Source organism: Mycolicibacterium xanthum (genome assembly GCF_019710635.1).
GTDB classification, from domain to species: Bacteria; Actinomycetota; Actinomycetes; order Mycobacteriales; family Mycobacteriaceae; genus Mycobacterium; species Mycobacterium xanthum.
Window position 1 is genome coordinate 85,955 of sequence record NZ_JAIFZS010000027.1, and the last position, 19,355, is coordinate 105,309.

Consider the following 19,355-nt stretch of genomic DNA (forward strand, 5'->3'; position numbering starts at 1 on the left):
TCAGAAAGTTCTCGATTCGGTAATGGCTAGTTCTCGTTCAATTGCTTCGGTCAGGCGCTCCCGTACCGCGGGCACGGCGATCTTGGCGATGATCTCGCCGAAGAACCCGCGCACCACCAGCCGGCGGGCCTGCTCCTCGGGGATCCCGCGGGCACGCAGATAGAAGATCTGCTCGTCGTCGAAACGTCCGGTGGCACTGGCGTGCCCGGCCCCGACGATCTCGCCGGTCTCGATCTCCAGGTTTGGCACCGAATCGGCCCGGGCACCATCGGTGAGCACCAGATTGCGGTTGACCTCGAAGGTGTCGGTCCCGGTGGCTTCGGCGCGGATCAACACGTCGCCGATCCAGACCGTGTGCGCGTCGGGCTTCTTCGAATCCGGATCACCCTGCAGCGCCCCCTTGTACAGCACATCGGACTTGCAGTTCGGGTGCGCATGGTCGACCAGCAACCGGGACTCGAAGAACTGGCCGTCGTCGGCGAAGTAGGTGCCGAGCAGCTGTGCCTGCCCGCCGGGCGCGGCGAACCGCACCGTCACCGAGGTGCGCACGACGTCGCCACCGAGGGTGACGTTGACATGCCCCAGTACCGCGTCGCGGCCCACCTTCGCGTGATGGGCACTGACGTGGACCATGTCGTCGGCCCAGTCGGCGATCCAGATCACGCCCAGGCCCGCGGAGTCACCGACGATGATCTCGACGTTGTCGGCATACGTCCCACTGCCGCGCAGATCCACGACGACGATCGCGCGGGCGAACTCCTCGACCCGGATCTGCAGGTGCCCGTAGGCCACCGCCCCCTCGCCCGGACCGGTGACGGCGATCTCGATCGGCTCGGCGACCTCGGTCTCACGGGCCACCGTCACCACGGTGGCCGAGTCGAACGACGAGTAAGCCTGGGCCGCAACACGATCGGTGGGCACTCCACCCTGGCCGAGCCGCTCGTCGTGGCGGCCGACGGTCTGCACCGTCACCCCGGGGCGTTCGGTGACCGTGATGCCGGCGGCACCGGTCGCGACGGCCGACCCGTCGTGCAGCCCGCGCAGCCGCTTCAGCGGGGTGAACCGCCACAGCTCGTCACGGCCGCCGGGGACCTCGAAGGCGTCGACGTCGAACGAGGCGAACAGCTCGCCCTTGTTCAGGTTGAGCGCCGAGCCGCCCTTTGCCGCACCCTCGGCGGCTTCGGTCAGATTCGAACTCACTAGCCCACCGCGCCTTCCATCTGCAGCTCGATCAGGCGGTTGAGCTCCAGTGCGTATTCCATCGGCAGTTCCTTGGCGATCGGCTCGACGAAGCCGCGCACCACCATCGCCATCGCCTCGTCCTCGGTCAGGCCGCGGCTCATCAGATAGAACATCTGGTCCTCGCTGACCTTGGACACCGTCGCCTCGTGACCCATCGTGACATCGTCCTCACGGATGTCGACATACGGGTAGGTGTCCGAGCGGCTGACCGTATCGACAAGCAGCGCATCGCATTTGACGCTCGACCTGGACCCGTGTGCACCTTTGTTGACTTGGACCAGGCCACGGTACGACGCCCGTCCGCCGCCTCGGGCGACCGACTTGGACACGATGTTGCTCGACGTGTGCGGTGCCAGGTGCAGCATCTTGGCACCGGTGTCCTGGTGCTGCCCCTCGCCGGCGAAGGCCACCGAGAGCACTTCACCCTTGGCGTGTTCGCCGGTCATCCAGACCGCCGGGTACTTCATCGTGACCTTGGAGCCGATGTTCCCGTCGACCCACTCCATGGTCGCGCCTGCCTCCGCGCGGGCGCGCTTGGTGACCAGGTTGTAGACGTTGTTCGACCAGTTCTGGATCGTCGTGTAGCGGCACCGCCCGCCCGCCTTGACGATAATCTCGACAACCGCCGAATGCAGCGAGTCGCTCTTGTAAATGGGAGCAGTGCAGCCCTCCACGTAGTGCACATACGCACCCTCGTCGACGATGATCAGGGTCCGCTCGAACTGGCCCATGTTCTCGGTGTTGATCCGGAAGTAGGCCTGCAGCGGGATGTCGACGTGCACGCCGGGCGGCACGTAGATGAACGAACCGCCCGACCACACCGCCGTATTGAGGGCCGAGAACTTGTTGTCGCCGGCCGGGATCACCGTGCCGAAGTGCTTCTTGAAGATCTCCGGGTGTTCGCGCAGCCCCGAGTCGGTGTCCAGGAAGATGACGCCCTGGGCCTCCAGGTCCTCACGGATCTGGTGGTAGACAACCTCCGACTCGTACTGGGCGGCGACCCCGGCCACCAGTCTCTGCTTCTCGGCCTCCGGGATGCCGAGTCGGTCGTAGGTGTTCTTGATGTCCTCGGGCAGGTCCTCCCAGGACGCGGCCTGCTTCTCGGTCGAACGCACGAAGTACTTGATGTTGTCGAAGTCGATCCCGTCGAGGTCCGAACCCCACTTCGGCATCGGCTTCTTGTCGAACGTGCGCAGCGCCTTGAGGCGGATGTCGAGCATCCATTCCGGCTCGTTCTTCTTCCCCGAGATGTCGCGGACCACCGCCTCGGACAGCCCCCGCTGAGCGCTGGCGCCCGCGACGTCCGAGTCCGCCCAGCCGTAGCCGTACTTGCCCAGGGAGGCGATCGCCTCCTCCTGGGTCAGGACCTCGGCTGCGGTCCCGGCCTCCGGTGTGAGTGTCATTGCGACACACTCCTTCTGCTGTCGTGGTGTCTCCGGTGCGGGCTGTGCGCCGGAGGATCGTTCTCGGTCGCGCGCGTGTCGGTCGTCACCGCCCCGCCGGACTCAGCGGGACGTGGGTGGTGCAGGCACAGTCGCCGTTGACGATGGTGGCCAACCGCTGCACGTGGGTACCCAGGACCTCGGCCATCGCCTGCTGCTCGGCCTCGCACAGTTCGGGGAACTCCTCGGCCACATGCGACACCGGGCAGTGATGCTGACAGATCTGCACGCCGCTCGCCGGACCGCCCACGCGCGTCGTGGTGGTCGCGTATCCGGCGTTGCTGAGTGCCCCGGCGATCCGGTCGGCGGCCGCCTCGACGTCGTCGTCGGCGTCCGATGCCGGCTCGACACCGGAGAGGATGGCGTCGATGCGCCGGCGGGCGAAGGTCCGGATGGCCTCCTCCCCACCGATCTCACGCAGCTGACGCATCGCCGCCGAGGCGAGATCGTCGTAGGTGTGCTCCAGCTTCGCCCGGCCTGCAGCGGTGAGCTGGTAGCGCTTGGCGGGCCGGCCCCGGCCCTCCTGCTGCCAGGCGGCCGCGGCGTTGGCCTGCGCGTCACCGGCCTCGATCAACGCATCGAGGTGGCGACGCACACCGGCGGCCGACAGGCCCAGTTGTTCGCCGATGCGGCCCGCGGTGGTCGGCCCGGACTCCAGCAGCAGCTGGATGATCGCGCCCCGGGTGTGACCGTCGGCAGCGTGCGCCGGCGCCGGGGTGGGCACGGCCGATCGCTGCTCGCCGATTTTCACAACACCAGTGTGACGCAATTCCGCAGACGGGTCCAGGAAGGGCACCCTTAGCGGTTGAGTCGGATTGCTCACATCGACTTGTCCGGGATTGGCGGGCAATTCCGGCAGCTACGCTGCCAACGTGGCAGCCCGCCTCCGTTCCCTCAGCACGTCGATCGCCGGCTGGCACGGCGACGAACGCGCGGTCGGGACGCCGCTGAACGACGCCGAGCTCATCGCGATGCGCCGGACCAGGCTCTTCGGCGCGACCGGCACGGTGCTGATGGCGATCGGGGCGCTGGGCGCGGGTGCGCGGCCGGTCATCCAGGACCCGACGTTCGGGGTGCGGCTGCTCAACCTGCCGTCACGAATCCAGACGGTGTCGTTGACGATGACCACCACCGGTGCGGTGATGATGGCCCTGGCCTGGCTGATGCTGGGCCGGTTCACCCTCGGCAGGCGCCGGATGACCCGGGGCCAACTGGACCGCACGCTGCTGCTGTGGGCGCTTCCGCTGCTCATCGCGCCGCCGATGTACAGCAAGGACGTCTACTCCTACCTGGCACAGAGCGAGATCTCGCTGCAGGGCAACGACCCCTACCGGGTCGGCCCCGCCCCCGGTCTGGGCCTGGACCACGTGTTCACACTGTCGGTGCCCAGCCTGTGGCGGGACACGCCGGCACCGTATGGACCGCTGTTCCTGTGGATCGGTCGCGGCATCTCGGCGATCACCGGCGAGAACATCGTCGAGGCGGTGCTGTTCCACCGGGTCGTGGTACTCATCGGCGTCGGGCTGATCGTATGGGCGACGCCCCGGCTCGCGCGTCGCTGCGGGGTCGCCGAGGTGAGCGCGCTGTGGCTGGGCCCCACCAATCCGCTGCTCTTCATGCACCTGGTCGCCGGGATCCACAACGAGGCGCTGATGCTGGGCCTGATGCTGACCGGCACGGAGTTCGCACTGCGCGGCATCGCCGGCCTGCGGGCAGGCAACCCGCTGCTGCCCCGGCCGCCGGCGTGGCCGCGCTCCCGCGAGCAATGGCGGCCCTGGTACCCGCTGGGCATGTTGCTCGCCGGCACGGTGCTGATCACGATGTCCTCGCAGGTCAAGTTGCCCTCGCTGCTGGCGCTGGGGTTCGTGGCGATGGCACTGGCCTGCCAGTGGGGCGGCACCCTCAAGGCCTTCATCACGGCCAGCACGTTGCTCGGCACGGTGTCGCTGGCGGTGATGGCCCTGATCGGCTGGGCCAGCGGCCTCGGCTTCGGCTGGCTGTTCACCCTCGGCACGGCCAACGTGGTGCGCAGCTGGATGTCGCCGCCCACGCTGCTGGCGCTGGGCACCGGGCACGTCGGCATCCTGCTGGGCCTCGGTGATCACACCACCGCCGTGCTGGCGCTGACCCGCGCCATCGGCGTCATCCTGATCGCGGTCATCGTCACGTGGTTGCTGCTGGCGGTACTGCGCGGCCGACTGCACCCGGTCGGCGGGCTCGGCGTCGCCCTCGGCGCCACGGTTCTGCTGTTCCCGGTGGTGCAGCCCTGGTATCTGCTGTGGGCGATCATCCCGCTGGCCGCATGGGCGACGCGTCCGGGTTTCCGGGCCGCGGTCATCGTGGTCACGCTGGTGGTCGGCATCTTCGGGCCGACCGCCAACGGCGACCGCTTCGCGCTGTTCCAGATCGTGCTGGCGACGCTGGCCAGCACGCTGATCGTGCTGCTGTTGATCGCGCTGACCTACCGTCGGCTGCCGTGGCGGGCGCTGCCCGACCCCGACCCCAGCGGCACCGGCGACCCGGCCGACGGCCCGCAGGCGGACCCGCTACCACCACCGGCACCACCGGCTGCCAGGACCGACGCCTACGCTGAATCCCCGTGACCGTCCGCCCCTCCACACCGGTGCTGCTGCGCGGGGTCAGCAAGCAGTACGGATCCACCACCGCGGTGTCCGGCCTGGACCTCGAGGTCGGGGCCGCCGAGGTGTTCGCGCTGCTGGGCCCCAACGGCGCAGGCAAGACCACCACCGTGGAGATGTGCGAGGGCTTCACCAAACCCGACACCGGCTCGATCGAGATCCTCGGCCTGGACCCGGTCACCGACAACGCCGAGGTCCGCACGCGTACCGGCGTGATGCTGCAGGGCGGCGGGGCCTACCCCGCCGCGCGGGCCGGCGAGATGCTCAACCTGGTGGCCGCGTACTCCGCCGACCCGCTGGACCCGCAGTGGCTGCTGGACACCCTGGGGCTCACCGAATCCGCCCGAACCCCCTACCGGCGGCTGTCCGGCGGACAACAACAGCGGCTGGCGCTGGCCTGCGCCGTGGTCGGCCGCCCCGAGCTGGTGTTCCTGGACGAACCGACCGCCGGCATGGACGCCCACGCACGCATCGTGGTGTGGGAGCTGATCGACGCGCTGCGCCGCGACGGCGTGACCGTGGTGCTGACCACCCACCAACTCGCCGAGGCCGAGGAACTGGCCGACCGCATCCTGATCATCGACCACGGCAGGGCGGTCGCCACCGGAACCCCTGCGGAGCTGACCCGCGACGGGGCGGAGAACCAACTGCGCTTCCGCGCGCCGCGCAAGCTGGACCTGACGCTGCTGATCTCGGCTCTGCCGGAGAGCTATCGGGCGGTCGAGGCCGCTCCGGGCGATTACCTGGTCGAGGGGCACATCGATCCCCAGGTGCTGGCGACCGTCACCGCATGGTGCGCCCGCCTCGACGTGCTGGCCACCGACATGCGCGTCGAGCAGCGCACCCTCGAGGACGTCTTCCTCGACCTCACCGGACGGGAGTTGCGTTCGTGACCGAGAACCGATTCGCGCCGGGGACGTTCACCCCCGACCCGCGGCCGGCGCCGGTACCCGACATGCTGGCCGCACAGTTCGGCCTCGAGCTGAAGCTGCTGCTGCGCAACGGTGAGCAGCTGTTGCTGACGATGTTCATCCCGATCACGCTGCTGGTCGGGCTCACGCTGCTGCCCCTCGGGTCGTTCGGCACGAACCGGGCCGCGGTGTTCGTCCCCGCCATCATGGCGCTGGCGGTGATCTCCACCGCCTTCACCGGCCAGGCCATCGCGGTGGCCTTCGACCGCCGCTACGGCGCGCTAAAGCGGCTGGGCGCCACCGCGCTGCCGGTGTGGGGGATCATCGCCGGCAAGTCGATGGCGGTGGTCGCCGTCGTGATCCTGCAGTCGATCCTGTTCGGCGCGATCGGCGTGGCGCTGGGCTGGCGGCCGCCGATCACCGGACTCGCGCTGGGCGCGGTGATCATCGCGCTGGGCACCGCGGTGTTCGCCGCGCTCGGGCTGCTGCTGGGCGGCACCCTGCGCGCCGAGATCGTGCTGGCCGTTGCCAACCTGCTGTGGTTCGTGTTCGCCGGGCTGGGCGCGCTGACGCTGGAGGGCGGCATGCTGCCGGCCTCGGCGGCGTGGGTGGCTCGGCTCACCCCGTCGGGCGCGCTGACCGAGGGACTGTCGCAGGCGATGGCGCTGTCAGTGGACTGGTTCGGGATCGCTGTGCTGGCGGTGTGGGGCGCCGTCGCGGCGGTGTGCGCGTTGCGCTGGTTCCGGTTCACCTGAGATATCGAGGCCCGGCAGCAGATATTCGAGCTGACCGACCTCCTCGATGTTGTGCCTGACCCACGCACGGGCCTTGTCGTCGGGAAAACGGCGACGGATCACCCGGTTGGCGGGGGCCATCAGCCGGGAACGGGCGCCGAGGTCCATGACCGTGACGTAGTGCGCACCATCGTCGCCCGCCGACCAGGTGTGCTCGAGCTGGAAGACCGCGATACCGGCGATCCGCAGCACCAGCCGGATGCCTGTCTCGTCGAGCTTCTCCACCCGCGCGACCTCGTCGACGAGGTACTCGGGCCGCGCACCGAACGCCTCCACCATGTGAAAGCGTGCGCCCTCGGCAGCCCCGCCCCCGCGCGCCGGCCGGGCCAGTTCCCACCGCACGTGGTCGATCGGATGCCACGCGAGATAGCGGTCGACGAGCCGCCCTCCGTAGCGGATGGTGCCGTCAAGATGGGTGAACCAGTCGAGCAGCATCGCGGGCGTGACACCGGCCAGCGGCCGGTGGTCGATGGTGATGCGACGACGGCAATGCGGGTGCTCGCTGAACTGCACCGTCGCGGATTCGACCGGGCGCATCGGATACAGCACGGGCACGGACACGGTAACCTCCAAGATACGTATTGGTTTCTTATTTGGATGAACCGTACGACGAGGCATTAAGATACGCAACAGTTTCTATACTTCTTCTTTTTTCGATGACGAGGGGCAGCGATGATCCGCAGGCGGGGCGCCGAGCTGGATGCCGCCATCCGCGCTGCTGCCCTGGATCTGCTCGCGGAGCACGGCCCTGACGGAGTGACGATGGAGGCGGTCGCGATCGCGGCGCGCACCAGCAAGCCGGTTCTGTACCGGCGCTGGCCGGACCGGCGTGCGCTGTTGCGCGACACGCTGCTCGGTGTCGCCACCGGGGCGATCCCTGTCGCCGACACCGGCAGCTATCGCGGGGACATGCTCGCGATATTGCGGGGATGGGCAGCTCTGTTCACCGGCGAGCGCGCGGCGCTGATGCGTTCGATCGTCGCCGCGGCGGTGGCCGATCCCGAGCTGCAGGAGGCTTTTCGCACCGATGTCATCGGCTGGCGCAAGAGCGAGATGAACGCACTGCTGGCCCGCGGCATCGAGCGCGGTGATGTACGTGCCGACGTGCCGATCGAGCTGGTGCGCGAGCTCGGCCAGAGCGTGCTGTGGCACCGGCTGTTGATCACCGGTGACCCCATCACCGACGACGTCCTGGTGCAGCTGGTCGACGAGGTGCTGATACCGGTCGCCCGCCCCTACTACGGGACGTAGTTCGGCAGCCTCTACCATCTCAAGCGTGCCCGCCGGACGATTCCTACCCAGGCTGTTCGTCCGCGCCGTCGACCTCCTGCCCGAACCGAGCCTGCGGGTTCAGCGCCTCGTCGCCGCGGCGGTGATCCTGACCCAGGGCGGCATCGCGGTCACCGGGGCGATCGTCCGGGTCACCGCCTCCGGGCTGGGCTGCCCCACCTGGCCGCAGTGCTTTCCCGGCAGCTTCACCCCGGTCCCGCACCCCGAGGTCGCCGGGATCCACCAGGCCGTCGAGTTCGGCAACCGGATGCTGACCTTCCTGGTCGTGCTGACCGCGACCGCCGCCGTCATCGTGGTGACCCGTGCCCGACGCCGGCGGGAGGTGCTGGTCTACGCCTGGCTGATGCCGGCCTCCACGGTGGTCCAGGCGGTGATCGGGGGCATCACCGTGCTCACCGGGCTGCTCTGGTGGACGGTCGCGATCCACCTGCTGGCCTCGATGACGATGGTCTGGCTGGCGGTGCTGCTGTACGTGAAGGTCGGCGAACCCGACAACGGGGTGAGCGTGCGTCGGGTGCCTCGACCACTGCGGCTGCTGACCCTGCTCAGCGCCGTCACGCTGTCGGCCGTGCTGGTGACCGGAACCATGGTCACCGGGGCGGGCCCGCACGCCGGGGACAAGAGCATCGACCGGCCGGTGCCCCGGTTGCAGGTCGAGATCACCACGCTCGTGCACATGCACTCCTCGCTGCTGGTGGCCTATCTGGCGTTGCTGGTCGGACTGGGTTTCGGGTTGGTGGCGGTGCACGCCCGGCGCGCGGTGCTGAGCCGGCTCGGCGTGCTGGTGGCACTGGTCGCCGCCCAGGGCATGCTGGGCGCGGTGCAGTTCTTCGCCGGCGTACCCGCGGTGCTGGTGGCGTTTCACGTGGCCGGAGCCGCGGCCTGCACGGCGGCCACCGCGGCGCTATGGGCGTCGATGCGAGAACGGACCGAGCCCGAACTCGTCGAGAGCTGATTCCACGCCGAGCGCGAACAGGCGCTGCTGGCGGTGCCGGTCGGCGGCGCCGAGTTGGCGCCACCCCAGCGACGGTTCGACCAGTTCGAGCTCGAGCAGGCTGGGCGAGTCGGCGCCACCGAGCACGTCGACCCGCGCGTAGAGCAGGTCGGCGGGACGGATGCCCAGGCGCGCGCCGGCCGCCGCCAACGCCGCATGCCCGACGTCCCAGAGCTCGAAGTCCGGATCGGCCGGCGTCAGGCTCTCCTCGGCATAGGTGCCCGACGCGTCGAACACCGGCGCGGTGCCCGGCGGGGGCAGCATCGGGCCCTTGGTGAACGCGTGCGACTGCTCGCCACGCAGAAAGACCAGCGCGGTCTCACCGTCACCGACGCGTGGGTCGTAGGGCTGCACCAGCGCCGTCTGCCCGGTGGCCTGCAGTTCCGCGGCATGCCTGACCGCCCGGTCTGCTTCCGAGAACCGCAGCGCCCCAACCGAACCCGCACCGACCGCCGGCTTGACGACGACCTCACCGCCGGCCCCGAAGACCGGGATCTCGACCCGCTCGCCCGGCGCGAAGAACGCGCTCGGCACGGTGGGAACACCCGCGGCGGCCAGCTCGGCCAGGTAGCGCTTGTCGGTGTTCCAGGCCACGACCTCCGGCGCGTTGAGCAGCCTGGGCACCCGCCGGGTCCAGGCCAGGAATTCGTCGAGCCGGTCGATGTAGTCCCACGCGGCCCGCAGGATCACCAGGTCGGCACGCTCGGTGTCCGGGTCGTCCCAGGACAGCCAGCGGGCGTGCAGCCCGCGATCGCGCAGGGCGGGTACCAGGCCGGCGTCGTCGCCATCACCCTCCGGCAGCGCCGGGCAACCGGCGAACACGATCCGCGGGTGGAAGAGGTCGGGGCGGGCGAGTTTCATGACGGATTCGATGCTAGCGAGAAGGCATGATGGCGGTATGTACGCCATCGAAGTCGCCGAGACCGGCGGGCCCGAGGTCCTGTCCTACGTCGAGAAGCCCAAGCCCGAACCCGGGCCCGGCCAGGTGTTGATCCGGGCGGAGGCCATCGGCGTGAACTTCATCGACACCTACTTCCGGTCGGGGCTCTATCCGCGGCCGCTGCCGTTCGTCGTCGGCAGCGAGGTGTGCGGCGTCATCGAGGCCGTCGGACCGGACGTCGCCGCCCTGACCCCCGGCGACCGGGTCGTCACCGACAAGTCGCTCGGCGCCTACGCCGAATACTGTCTGGCCCCGGCGGATTTCGTCGCCTATGTGCCGAACGGAGTGCGGCCGGAGGTGGCCGCCTCGTCGCTGCTGAAGGGCATGACCGCGCACTATCTGCTGAAGTCGACCTACCCGGTCGCACAGGGCGACACGGTGCTGATGCACGCGGGCGCCGGCGGCGTCGGCCTGATCCTGACCCAGTGGGCCACCAGCATGGCCGCCAAGGTGATCACCACGGTGTCCACACCGGACAAGGCCACGCTCTCCCGCGAGGCCGGCGCTATCGAGGTACTCGACTATCCGAGCCGGGAGGACGGCGGCGCCGCGGAATTCGGCGCGCGCATCCGGGAGCTGACCGACGGCAAGGGGGTGGCGGCGGTCTACGACGGGGTGGGTGCGTCGACGTTCGAGGCCAGCCTGGACAGCCTGGCCGTGCGCGGCACACTCGCGCTGTTCGGCGCGGCCAGCGGACCGGTCCCGCCCGTCGACCCGCAGCGCCTCAACGCGGCCGGCTCGGTCTACCTGACCCGGCCGAACCTCGCCCACTACACCCGAACGGCCGACGAATTCTCGTGGCGGGCGGGCGAACTGCTCACCGCGATCGCCGACGGCACGTTGACGGTCACGGTGAGCAACAGCTATCCGTTGCGCGACGCCGAACAGGCCCACCGCGACCTGCAGGGTCGCAAGACCGTGGGATCGGTGGTCCTGGTCCCCTGGTAGCTGCCGGAATCTGCCCGGACGAAGTTGTCCGGGGTGACCGGCACGGTCATACCGTCAGCAGGGCGGGAAGGGCGAGCGCGGAGTCCACCGCAAGGGCCAGGAACACCGCGGCCAGGTAGTTGTTCGACTGCAGGAACAGCCGCAGCGGCTTGACCGGCTCACCGCGGCGGACGCCCGCATAGAGCTGGTGGGCCATCACCAGGAACCAGGCCCCGGCCAGGATCGCCACCGTGGCGTACAGCCAGCCCGCGGCCAGCGCCAGCACCAACGTGGCCGCCACGGTCAGCCAGGTGTATACCAGGATCTGCTTTGTCACCTGCTGTTCGGTGGCCACCGCGGGCAGCATCGGCACGCCGGCGGCTTTGTAGTCTTCCTTGTAGCGCATGGCGAGCGCCCAGGTGTGCGGCGGTGTCCAGAAGAAGATGATGAGGAACATCACCAGCGCGGGCCATTGGATGGTGCCGGTGACCGCCGACCAGCCGATCATCACCGGCATGCAGCCGGCCGCCCCGCCCCACACCACATTCTGCGATGTCCGGCGCTTCAGCAGCAGCGTGTAGACCAGCACGTAGAACGCGATCGTGGCACCCGCCAGATGCGCGGAGAGCATGTTGGTGGTCCACCACAGCCAGAAGAACGACGCCACCGACAACGTCAGTCCGAACACCAGTGCGTGGCTGCGCGGCACCGCGGCGCGGGCCAGGGGCCTGCGTTCGGTGCGCTTCATCACCTTGTCGATGTCGGCGTCGGCGACGCAGTTCAGCGTGTTGGCGCCCGCGGCCGCCAACAGGCCACCGACCAGGGTGTTCAGGATCAGCAGCGGGTCGACGGTGCCGCGATGGGCCAGCAGCATGGCCGGGATCGTGGTGACCAGCAGGAGCTCGATGACGCGGGGCTTGGTCAGCGCCAGATAGCCCAGCAGCGCGGTACGGACCCGGTTCGGCGATGCGTGCGCGGAATCCCCCGAGGCGTCGTCGACGAGGTGGCCTCCGCGAATGTTCACGCAACCAACTCCTCAAGTACACACACGTGCGACGCCGTCAGCTTCTACTACAGAGGATGGTAGACCGCCGAGGTGGGTACCCGGAACCGCAGGGTCGATTCCGCGCCCATGCGCTCTGCGTCGGCGAGCCGATCCACACTAGGGTGGTTGATGCGGATCGACTCGCCCCGCCTATCCAAGGAGTGCGCCTCGTGACCACGCTCGAAGAGATCAACGCCCTCACCCGGCCGAATCACCCGGAGGACTGGACCGAGCTCGATTCCCGTGCGGTCGACACCGTCCGCGTGCTGGCCGCCGACGCCGTTCAGAAGGTCGGCAACGGCCACCCGGGCACGGCGATGAGCCTGGCACCGCTGGCCTACACCCTGTTCCAGCGCCAGATGCGTCATGATCCGAGCGATGTGCACTGGCTGGGCCGCGACCGGTTCGTGCTGTCGTGCGGGCATTCCAGCCTGACCCTCTATATCCAGTTGTATCTGGGCGGGTTCGGGCTGGAGTTGTCCGACATCGAGTCGTTGCGGACCTGGAAGTCCAAGACCCCGGGGCATCCCGAGTTCCGGCACACCGCGGGGGTCGAGATCACCACCGGCCCGCTGGGTCAGGGGCTGGCGTCGGCGGTCGGGATGGCGATGGCGTCGCGGTACGAACGTGGCCTGTTCGACCCGGACGCCGCGCCCGGCACCAGTCCGTTCGACCACTTCATCTACGTGATCGCCTCCGACGGCGACATCGAGGAGGGGGTGACCAGCGAGGCGTCCTCGCTGGCCGGCACCCAGCAACTGGGCAACCTGATCGTGTTCTACGACAAGAACCAGATCTCCATCGAGCACGACACCGACATCGCGCTCTCCGAGGACGTCGCGGCCCGCTACCGGGCCTACGGGTGGCATGTCCAGGAGATCGAGGGCGGCGAGAACGTCGTCGGCATCGAAGAAGCAGTGCAGGCGGCCAAGGCGGTCACCGACAGGCCGTCGTTCATCGCGGTCCGCACGATCATCGGCTATCCGGCGCCCACCAAGATGAACACCGGTGGCGTGCACGGCTCCGCGCTCGGCGATGAGGAGGTCGCCGCGACCAAGAAGATCCTCGGCTTCGACCCGGACAAGACCTTCGAGGTCAGCGAGGACGTCATCACCCACACCCGCGGCCTGGTGGCCCGCGGAAAGCAGGCCCACGAGGCCTGGCAGCAGGACTTCGACGGCTGGGCCGCGCGAGAACCGGAACGCAAGGCGCTGCTCGACCGGCTGCTGGCCCAGGAACTGCCGGAGGGCTGGGATGCCGACCTGACCTACTGGGAGCCGGGCTCCAAGGCCGTCGCGACCCGCGCCGCGTTCGGCCAGGTTCTCAACGACGTCGCGCCGAAGCTGCCCGAGCTGTGGGGCGGCTCGGCCGATCTTGCCGGCAGCAACAACACCACCATCAAGGGCGTGAAGTCGTTCGGCCCGCCGTCGATCTCGACCGAGGACTTCACGGCCGACTGGTACGGCCGGGTGCTGCACTTCGGCATCCGCGAACACGCGATGGGCTCGATCCTGTCGGGGATCGTGCTGCACGGCCCGACCCGGGCGTTCGGCGGTACGTTCCTGCAGTTCTCCGACTACATGCGGCCCGCCGTGCGGCTGGCCTCGCTGATGAACATCGACACCGTCTACATCTGGACGCATGACTCGATCGGCCTCGGCGAGGACGGCCCGACGCATCAGCCCATCGAGCACCTCGCCGCGCTGCGGGCCATCCCGAACCTGTCGGTGGTGCGGCCCGGCGATCCCAACGAGACCGCCTACGCGTGGCGCAGCATCATCGCGCGCGGCAGCGGTAGCGGCCCGGTCGGTTTCATCCTCACCCGACAGGGAATACCGGTGCTGGAGGGCACATCCGCCGAGGGCGTGGCCCGGGGTGGGTATGTCCTGGGCGGGGACACCTCCGAGGCCCCCGACGTCATCCTGATCGCCACCGGTTCGGAGTTGCAGATCGCGGTGGAGGCCAAGAAGTCGCTGGCCGACAAGAACATCACGGCACGGGTGGTGTCCATGCCCTGCATGGAGTGGTTCGAATCGCAACCCAAGGAATACCGCGACAGCGTGCTGCCGCCCAGCGTGTCGGCTCGCGTCGCCGTCGAGGCCGGGATCGCGCAGTGTTGGTACAAGCTCGTCGGCGACACCGGCGAGATCATCTCCATCGAGCACTACGGCGAATCAGCCGACGACAAGACACTCTTCCGCGAATTCGGCTTCACCCCAGGGGCAGTGGTGGCCGCGGCGGAACGCACCATCGCCAACTAGCCGAACGACAACCGTAAGGACCTGACCATGACTCAGAACGCGAACCTGGCGGCGCTGTCCGCCGCCGGCGTATCGGTGTGGCTGGACGACCTGTCCCGGGAGCGCCTGCAGACCGGCAACCTGCAGGAGCTGATCGACACCAAGTCGGTCGTCGGCGTCACCACCAACCCGTCGATCTTCCAGGCTGCACTTTCCAAGGGCTCCGCCTACGATGCCCAGCTCGAGGAGTTGGCCGAGCGCGGCGCCGATGTCGATGCCACGATCCGCACCGCGACCACCGATGACGTCCGCAACGCCTGCGACGTGCTGGCCAAGCAGTACGAACTCTCCGACGGCGTCGACGGCCGGGTGTCCATCGAGGTCGACCCGCGGCTGGCGCACGACACCGACAAGACCATCCTGCAGGCCATCGAGCTGTGGAAGATCGTCGACCGGCCCAACCTGTTGATCAAGATCCCGGCGACACTGGCCGGCCTGCCGGCCATCACGGCCGTCATCGCCGAGGGCATCTCGGTGAACGTGACGCTGATCTTCTCCGTCGAGCGGCACCGCATGGTGATGGACGCCTACCTGGCCGGTTTGGAGAAGGCCAGGGACGCCGGCCACGACGTGTCCCGGGTCCATTCGGTCGCTTCGTTCTTCGTCTCCCGCGTCGACACCGAGATCGACAAGCGGCTCGAGGCGATAGCCAGCGACTCCGGAAAAGATGAAGCGCTGGCACTGCGCGGTAAGGCCGGTGTGGCCAACGCCCGATTGGCCTACGCCGCCTACCAGGAGGTCTTCCTCGGCGGTGAGCGCTATGCCGCGCTCAAGCCCGCGGGCGCCCGGGTGCAGCGACCGCTGTGGGCCTCGACCGGAGTCAAGAACCCGGACTACTCCGACACGCTGTACGTCACCGAGCTGGTCGCGCCGGACACGGTGAACACCATGCCGGAGAAGACACTCGACGCGGTCGCCGACCACGGCGTGGTCACCGGGGACACCGTCACCGGCCTGGGGGCGGCGTCCCAGGAGACCTTCGACGAACTGGCCGCCGTCGGCATCGACCTGCCCGACGTGTTCAAGCTGCTCGAGGACGAGGGCGTGGAGAAATTCGAGAAATCCTGGCAGGAACTACTCGAGGCCACCCAGGGCCAACTCGACGCCGCCAAGAAGTGACCCAGCGGCCATGACGACACCGTGGCGGAACCCCCTGCGGGACAAGCGCGACAAGCGGATGCCCCGCATCGCCGGACCGTGCGGTGTGGTGATCTTCGGCGTCACCGGAGATCTGGCCCGCAAGAAGCTGATGCCGGCGATCTACGATCTGGCCAACCGGGGGCTGCTGCCACCGTCGTTCGCACTGGTCGGGTTCGCCCGGCGGGACTGGGCCGACGAGGACTTCGGCCAGATCGTCTACGACGCGGTCAAGGAACACGCACGTACCCCGTTCCGGCAGGAGGTCTGGGACCGCCTTGCCGAGGGGATCCGGTTCGTGCAGGGCACCTTCGACGACGACGACGCGTTCCAGCGGTTGGCCGAGACGCTGTCCAAGCTGGACGCCGACCGCGGAACGGGCGGCAATCACGCGTTCTACCTGTCGATTCCGCCGAAGGCCTTCCCGGTGGTCTGCGAACAGCTGCAGAAATCGGGGCTGGCCCGCCCGCAGGAGGATCGCTGGAGCCGGGTGGTCATCGAAAAGCCGTTCGGCCACGACCTCTCCAGCGCACGGGAACTCAACGCGGTGGTCAACAGTGTGTTCCCGGAGGATTCGGTGTTCCGCATCGACCACTACCTGGGCAAGGAGACCGTCCAGAACATCCTCGCGCTGCGGTTCGCCAACGAACTGTACGAACCGATCTGGAACTCCAACTACGTCGACCACGTGCAGATCACGATGGCCGAGGACATCGGGCTGGGCGGCCGGGCAGGCTATTACGACGGTATCGGTGCCGCACGCGACGTGATTCAGAACCACCTGATCCAACTGCTGGCGCTGACCGCGATGGAGGAGCCGGTCAGCTTCAGCCCGCACGAGCTGCAAACCGAGAAGATCAAGGTGCTTTCCGCGACCCAGCCGATGGAGCCGCTGAACCTGACCACCGCTCGGGGCCAGTACGCGGCCGGCTGGCAGGGCAGCGAGAAGGTCCCCGGGCTGCTCGAGGAGGCCGGCTTCTCGACGGACTCCACGACCGAAACGTTCGCCGCGATCACGCTGCAGATCAACACCCGTCGCTGGGCGGGGGTGCCGTTCTTCCTGCGGACCGGAAAACGGCTGCCGCGCAGGGTGACCGAGGTCGCCCTGGTGTTCAAGCGCGCTCCGCACCTGCCCTTCGACTCCACGATGACCGAGGAACTCGGCAAGAACGCGCTGGTGCTGCGCATCCAGCCGGACGAAGGAATCACCATGCGGTTCGGCTCCAAGGTGCCGGGCAGCACGATGGAGGTCCGCGACGTCAACATGGACTTCTCCTACGGATCCGCGTTCGCCGAGGACTCGCCGGAGGCCTACGAACGACTGATCCTCGACGTGCTGCTCGGCGAGCCCTCCCTGTTCCCGGTCAATGCCGAGGTCGAATTGTCCTGGGAGATCCTCGATCCGGTGCTGGACCACTGGGCTTCCGGAGGGCGGCCGGAGCCTTACGACGCCGGGACGTGGGGTCCGCCCTCGGCCTTCGAGATGGTGCACCGGCTCGACCGGGAATGGAGGCGGCCGTGATGAGCGCTCGCGCGAAGAACCGAGGACACCGATGATCGTCGAACTCCCCGATACCTCGGCCAGCGAGATCAACAAGAAGATCATCGGTCTGCGGGAAGAGGGCGGCGCCCTGACGCTCGGCCGGGTGCTGACCCTGGTGATCGCACCCGACACCGAGGAAGCGCTGCAGAGCGCCGTCGACGCAGCAGTCTTCGCCAGCCGCGAACATCCCTGCCGGGTGATCGCCGCGCTGCCCGTCGACGGTGATGCGCCGAAATCCCGGCTGGACGCCGAACTTCGGGTCGGTCACGACGCCGGAGCGGGTGAGGTCGTGGTGCTTCGCCTGCACGGCGAGCTCGCGGGCCACCCCGCCAGCGTGGTGCTGCCGTTTCTGCTGCCCGACACCCCTGTGGTCGCGTGGTGGCCGACCACGGCGCCCGAGGTGCCGGCGCGCGATCCTCTGGGCAGGTTGGCGATTCGGCGGATCACCAACGCCACCAACGCCACCGACCCACTGGCCGCGATCAAGAGCCGGTTGGCCGGCTACTCGCCCGGGGACACCGACGTGGCGTGGAGCCGGATCACCTATTGGCGCGCGCTGCTGGCCTCGGCCATCGACGAACCGCCGTACGAGCCGATCGAATCGGCGGTGGTGTCCGGCCTGAAATCCGAACCGTCGCTGGACGTCCTGGCCGGGTGGCTGGCCAGCCGCATCGACGGACCGGTCACCCGCACGGTGGGCACGCTCAAGGTGGAACTGCATCGGGCCGTCGACAGCGTCACCCTCAGCCGCCCCCAGGACGGTGTCACCGCGACGCTGAGTCGCACCTCGCGACCGGTGGCACTGGTGCCGCTGGCCCGTCGCGACGTCCCCGAATGCCTGGCCGAGGAGATGCGCCGGCTGGATGCCGACGAGATCTATCACGAGGCGCTGGCCGGGATCGGGAAGGTGTCTTACCAATGAGCCCAACCGTCGAGGTCTATCCGGACACCGAGGCATTGGTGACGGCCACCGGCGACCGACTGGTCGAGGCGATCATGTCGGCGATCGCCGAGCACGGTAAGGCCTCGGTCGTGCTGACCGGTGGCGGCACCGGTATCGGCCTGTTGCGCCGGGTCGCAGAACGCGCCGGTGAGATCGACTGGTCGAAGGTGCACATCTACTGGGGCGATGAACGTTTCGTCCCGTACGACGACGACGAGCGCAACGAGAAACAGGCCCGTGAGGCGCTGCTGGACCACATCGACATCCCCGCGGTGAACGTGCACCCGATGGCCGCCTCCGACGGCGAGTTCGGCGACGACCTCGACGCCGCTGCCGCCGGCTACGAGCAGCTGCTGGCCGAGACGTTCGCCGACCCCGCACCGGATTTCGACGTGCACCTGCTCGGCATGGGCGGCGAGGGGCACATCAACTCCCTCTTCCCCGACACTGCGGCGGTGCGGGAGACCGAGCGGTGGGTGGTCGGTGTGACCGACTCCCCCAAACCTCCGCCCCAGCGGATCACGTTGACCCTTCCGGCGGTGGCCCGCTCACGTGAGGTCTGGCTGGTGGTCTCCGGCAGCGCCAAGGCCGACGCGGTCGCCGCCGCCATCGGCGGGGCCGAGCCGGTCGACGTACCGGCCGCCGGCGCGGTGGGCCGGGACGCCACCGTCTGGCTGCTCGACGAATCCGCCGCAGCCGGAATCCAACCCCGCTGACAGCACCGCGTTCACCGCAGTGTCCGGCGGCGGGGATCGCCTGCCGCGAAAGCGCGAAAGTAGGACGCGCCCGGGCAAGGAGCGGTTCCCCGCGCTGCGCGGGCACGTCATACTTGCCGCATGGCAGACAGAGGTGGCAGACCAGTCCGGACCGGCGGGGAGCGGATCAGGAAGCTCGCTCAGGCGGCGATGAACGCCGACGTGACCGTCGAGCAGGTGGACACCATCCTGGCGGGCCTCAGCGAAACCCTCGAGGATCTCAACAACTCCACCGTCAACCTCGACGCCACCCTCGAACGGTTCAACGACACCATCAACCGGATCAACGAGCTGGCCCCGCGACTGCACGGCGTGGTCGACCGGATGGAGGGCATCGTGGCGCGCGTCGAACGGATCGTCGACATCGGTGAATCCGTGATCTCCCCGCTGACCGCCACCGAACAGGCGGTCCGCGGGGCGGTCAACAAGGTTCGCCGCACCGCGGGCCTGTGA

General features: G+C 68.8%; 18 protein-coding genes. 12 read left to right on the top strand and 6 right to left on the bottom strand.

Features of this window, described 5'->3' with window-relative positions:
• The 3 genes from sufD to JDV09_RS12555 form a co-directional block, all read right to left on the bottom strand.
• Positions 1-1,200 (bottom strand): Fe-S cluster assembly protein SufD, encoded by a 1,200-nt coding sequence (gene sufD, locus JDV09_RS12545; RefSeq protein WP_221369456.1) that lies wholly within the window; start codon positions 1,198-1,200, stop codon positions 1-3.
• Positions 1,200-2,645 (bottom strand): Fe-S cluster assembly protein SufB, encoded by a 1,446-nt coding sequence (gene sufB, locus JDV09_RS12550; protein ID WP_221369457.1) that lies wholly within the window; start codon positions 2,643-2,645, stop codon positions 1,200-1,202. The genes sufD and sufB overlap by 1 nt, the downstream gene beginning before the upstream one ends.
• A gap of 85 nt (positions 2,646-2,730) precedes the next feature.
• On the bottom strand, positions 2,731-3,507 hold the full coding sequence (locus tag JDV09_RS12555) for a helix-turn-helix transcriptional regulator (protein WP_221369458.1): 777 nt from the start codon (positions 3,505-3,507) through the stop codon (positions 2,731-2,733).
• Between the two features lie 16 nt (positions 3,508-3,523).
• Between JDV09_RS12555 and mptB the strand changes: the two genes are divergently transcribed.
• Genes mptB through JDV09_RS12570 form a run of 3 tightly spaced genes read left to right on the top strand, consistent with a single transcriptional unit; the run spans position 3,524 to position 6,989 of the window.
• Positions 3,524-5,287, top strand: coding sequence for a polyprenol phosphomannose-dependent alpha 1,6 mannosyltransferase MptB (gene mptB / locus JDV09_RS12560; RefSeq protein WP_221369459.1), 1,764 nt, complete (start codon positions 3,524-3,526; stop codon positions 5,285-5,287).
• A complete protein-coding gene (locus JDV09_RS12565; protein ID WP_308124103.1) occupies positions 5,284-6,216 on the top strand; it encodes an ABC transporter ATP-binding protein in 933 nt (310 codons plus the stop codon). The genes mptB and JDV09_RS12565 overlap by 4 nt, the downstream gene beginning before the upstream one ends.
• The gene (locus tag JDV09_RS12570) at positions 6,213-6,989 is read left to right on the top strand and encodes an ABC transporter permease (RefSeq protein WP_221369460.1); all 777 of its coding nucleotides are present in this window, start codon (positions 6,213-6,215) and stop codon (positions 6,987-6,989) included. The genes JDV09_RS12565 and JDV09_RS12570 overlap by 4 nt, the downstream gene beginning before the upstream one ends.
• Here JDV09_RS12570 and JDV09_RS12575 read toward each other — a convergent pair.
• Complete coding sequence (locus JDV09_RS12575) at positions 6,903-7,589, bottom strand: hypothetical protein (protein WP_221369461.1); 687 nt, start codon at positions 7,587-7,589, stop codon at positions 6,903-6,905. The two genes, JDV09_RS12570 and JDV09_RS12575, sit on opposite strands and share 87 nt — an antisense overlap.
• A gap of 111 nt (positions 7,590-7,700) precedes the next feature.
• Here JDV09_RS12575 and JDV09_RS12580 point away from each other — a divergent pair, with 111 nt between their 5' ends.
• Together JDV09_RS12580 and JDV09_RS12585 are read left to right on the top strand one after the other, a co-directional pair.
• Entirely contained in the window at positions 7,701-8,279 is a 579-nt protein-coding gene (locus tag JDV09_RS12580) for a TetR/AcrR family transcriptional regulator (RefSeq protein ID WP_221369462.1), read from the top strand.
• 25 nt (positions 8,280-8,304) lie between these two features.
• On the top strand, positions 8,305-9,273 hold the full coding sequence (locus JDV09_RS12585) for a COX15/CtaA family protein (RefSeq protein WP_308124104.1): 969 nt from the start codon (positions 8,305-8,307) through the stop codon (positions 9,271-9,273).
• On the opposite strand, the gene JDV09_RS12590 is transcribed toward JDV09_RS12585, so the two are convergent.
• Entirely contained in the window at positions 9,223-10,173 is a 951-nt protein-coding gene (locus JDV09_RS12590) for an ATP-grasp domain-containing protein (protein WP_221369463.1), read from the bottom strand. The two genes, JDV09_RS12585 and JDV09_RS12590, sit on opposite strands and share 51 nt — an antisense overlap.
• A 37-nt stretch (positions 10,174-10,210) precedes the next feature.
• Here JDV09_RS12590 and JDV09_RS12595 point away from each other — a divergent pair, with 37 nt between their 5' ends.
• Entirely contained in the window at positions 10,211-11,200 is a 990-nt protein-coding gene (locus JDV09_RS12595) for a quinone oxidoreductase family protein (protein ID WP_221369464.1), read from the top strand.
• A gap of 46 nt (positions 11,201-11,246) precedes the next feature.
• On the opposite strand, the gene JDV09_RS12600 is transcribed toward JDV09_RS12595, so the two are convergent.
• Complete coding sequence (locus JDV09_RS12600; RefSeq protein ID WP_221369465.1) at positions 11,247-12,203, bottom strand: heme o synthase; 957 nt, start codon at positions 12,201-12,203, stop codon at positions 11,247-11,249.
• Positions 12,204-12,394: 191 nt separating this feature from the next.
• Between JDV09_RS12600 and tkt the strand changes: the two genes are divergently transcribed.
• The 6 genes from tkt (at position 12,395) to JDV09_RS12630 (ending at position 19,355) form a co-directional block, all read left to right on the top strand.
• The gene (gene tkt, locus JDV09_RS12605) at positions 12,395-14,485 is read left to right on the top strand and encodes a transketolase (RefSeq protein ID WP_221369466.1); all 2,091 of its coding nucleotides are present in this window, start codon (positions 12,395-12,397) and stop codon (positions 14,483-14,485) included.
• A gap of 27 nt (positions 14,486-14,512) precedes the next feature.
• The gene (tal, locus tag JDV09_RS12610) at positions 14,513-15,643 is read left to right on the top strand and encodes a transaldolase (protein WP_221369467.1); all 1,131 of its coding nucleotides are present in this window, start codon (positions 14,513-14,515) and stop codon (positions 15,641-15,643) included.
• A 10-nt stretch (positions 15,644-15,653) separates the two neighbouring features.
• Positions 15,654-17,183, top strand: coding sequence for a glucose-6-phosphate dehydrogenase (gene zwf, locus JDV09_RS12615; protein WP_221369468.1), 1,530 nt, complete (start codon positions 15,654-15,656; stop codon positions 17,181-17,183).
• Between the two features lie 31 nt (positions 17,184-17,214).
• Positions 17,215-18,126, top strand: coding sequence for a glucose-6-phosphate dehydrogenase assembly protein OpcA (opcA, locus tag JDV09_RS12620; protein WP_221369469.1), 912 nt, complete (start codon positions 17,215-17,217; stop codon positions 18,124-18,126).
• On the top strand, positions 18,123-18,863 hold the full coding sequence (gene pgl, locus JDV09_RS12625) for a 6-phosphogluconolactonase (protein ID WP_221369470.1): 741 nt from the start codon (positions 18,123-18,125) through the stop codon (positions 18,861-18,863). The genes opcA and pgl overlap by 4 nt, the downstream gene beginning before the upstream one ends.
• A gap of 120 nt (positions 18,864-18,983) precedes the next feature.
• Positions 18,984-19,355 (top strand): ATPase, encoded by a 372-nt coding sequence (locus tag JDV09_RS12630; protein WP_221369471.1) that lies wholly within the window; start codon positions 18,984-18,986, stop codon positions 19,353-19,355.

What these genes read in the sequence shown, in the direction of transcription:
- JDV09_RS12590 (WP_221369463.1), bottom strand. Translation starts at nt 10,173, where the DNA reads ATGAAACTCGCCCGCCCCGACCTCTTCCACCCGCGGATCGTGTTCGCC.
- JDV09_RS12595 (WP_221369464.1), top strand. Translation starts at nt 10,211, where the DNA reads ATGTACGCCATCGAAGTCGCCGAGACCGGCGGGCCCGAGGTCCTGTCC.
- JDV09_RS12580 (WP_221369462.1), top strand. Translation starts at nt 7,701, where the DNA reads ATGATCCGCAGGCGGGGCGCCGAGCTGGATGCCGCCATCCGCGCTGCT.
- opcA (WP_221369469.1), top strand. Translation starts at nt 17,215, where the DNA reads ATGATCGTCGAACTCCCCGATACCTCGGCCAGCGAGATCAACAAGAAG.
- tal (WP_221369467.1), top strand. Translation starts at nt 14,513, where the DNA reads ATGACTCAGAACGCGAACCTGGCGGCGCTGTCCGCCGCCGGCGTATCG.
- zwf (WP_221369468.1), top strand. Translation starts at nt 15,654, where the DNA reads ATGACGACACCGTGGCGGAACCCCCTGCGGGACAAGCGCGACAAGCGG.
- JDV09_RS12630 (WP_221369471.1), top strand. Translation starts at nt 18,984, where the DNA reads ATGGCAGACAGAGGTGGCAGACCAGTCCGGACCGGCGGGGAGCGGATC.
- sufB (WP_221369457.1), bottom strand. Translation starts at nt 2,645, where the DNA reads ATGACACTCACACCGGAGGCCGGGACCGCAGCCGAGGTCCTGACCCAG.
- pgl (WP_221369470.1), top strand. Translation starts at nt 18,123, where the DNA reads ATGAGCCCAACCGTCGAGGTCTATCCGGACACCGAGGCATTGGTGACG.